General features: G+C 55.1%; 1 protein-coding gene. It reads left to right on the top strand.

The window, feature by feature from the left end:
* Positions 1 to 83: 83 nt before the first annotated feature.
* Positions 84 to 557: TGS domain-containing protein (locus AC1DCY_RS27380; RefSeq protein WP_477355854.1), on the top strand; the 474-nt coding region annotated here is incomplete at its 3' end.

Raw genomic sequence — 557 nt, 5'->3', positions numbered from 1 at the left:
GTCTAAATGAAGACTGTCAGGGTTTGCCCTTGCGGTTTATGCGTTGAATAGCGTTTTGCATGAGACACCCAGGAAAACCGACGATGATTCACATCACCCTGCCTGACGGCTCGCTGCGCGAGTACGACCAACCACTCTCGGTATTTGAAGTTGCGGCGAGCATTGGAATTGGCCTGGCTAAAGCGGCGGTCGCCGGCCGGGTGAATGGCACGCTGGTGGATTGTGCATTCGTGATCAGTCAGGACGCACGGGTGAACATCGTCACACCGCAGGAACCGGAAGGTCTGGAGATCCTTCGCCGGTCTTGCGTGCGCTTGTTGGCGATGGCGATCAGGCAGCTCTATACCGAGGTAAAGCTGTACGCAGGCGCGGTTGTCGGTGATGGTTTTTACTGTGAATTTGCCCACGAACAATCGTTACAACCTGACGACCTGAAGCTGATCGAAGCGCGAATGTATGCACTGGCAACCACCAACCACTCGATCAATCACGTCCTGTCGCAATCTCGGCTGGGGAACTTCGAAGATGTGCTTGATGGTCCGTACGTGCCTTCAACC

The sequence above is a fragment of the Lysinibacillus sp. 10T31 genome, assembly GCF_056394365.1.
This window is presented reverse-complemented; position numbering and strand designations above follow the sequence as displayed.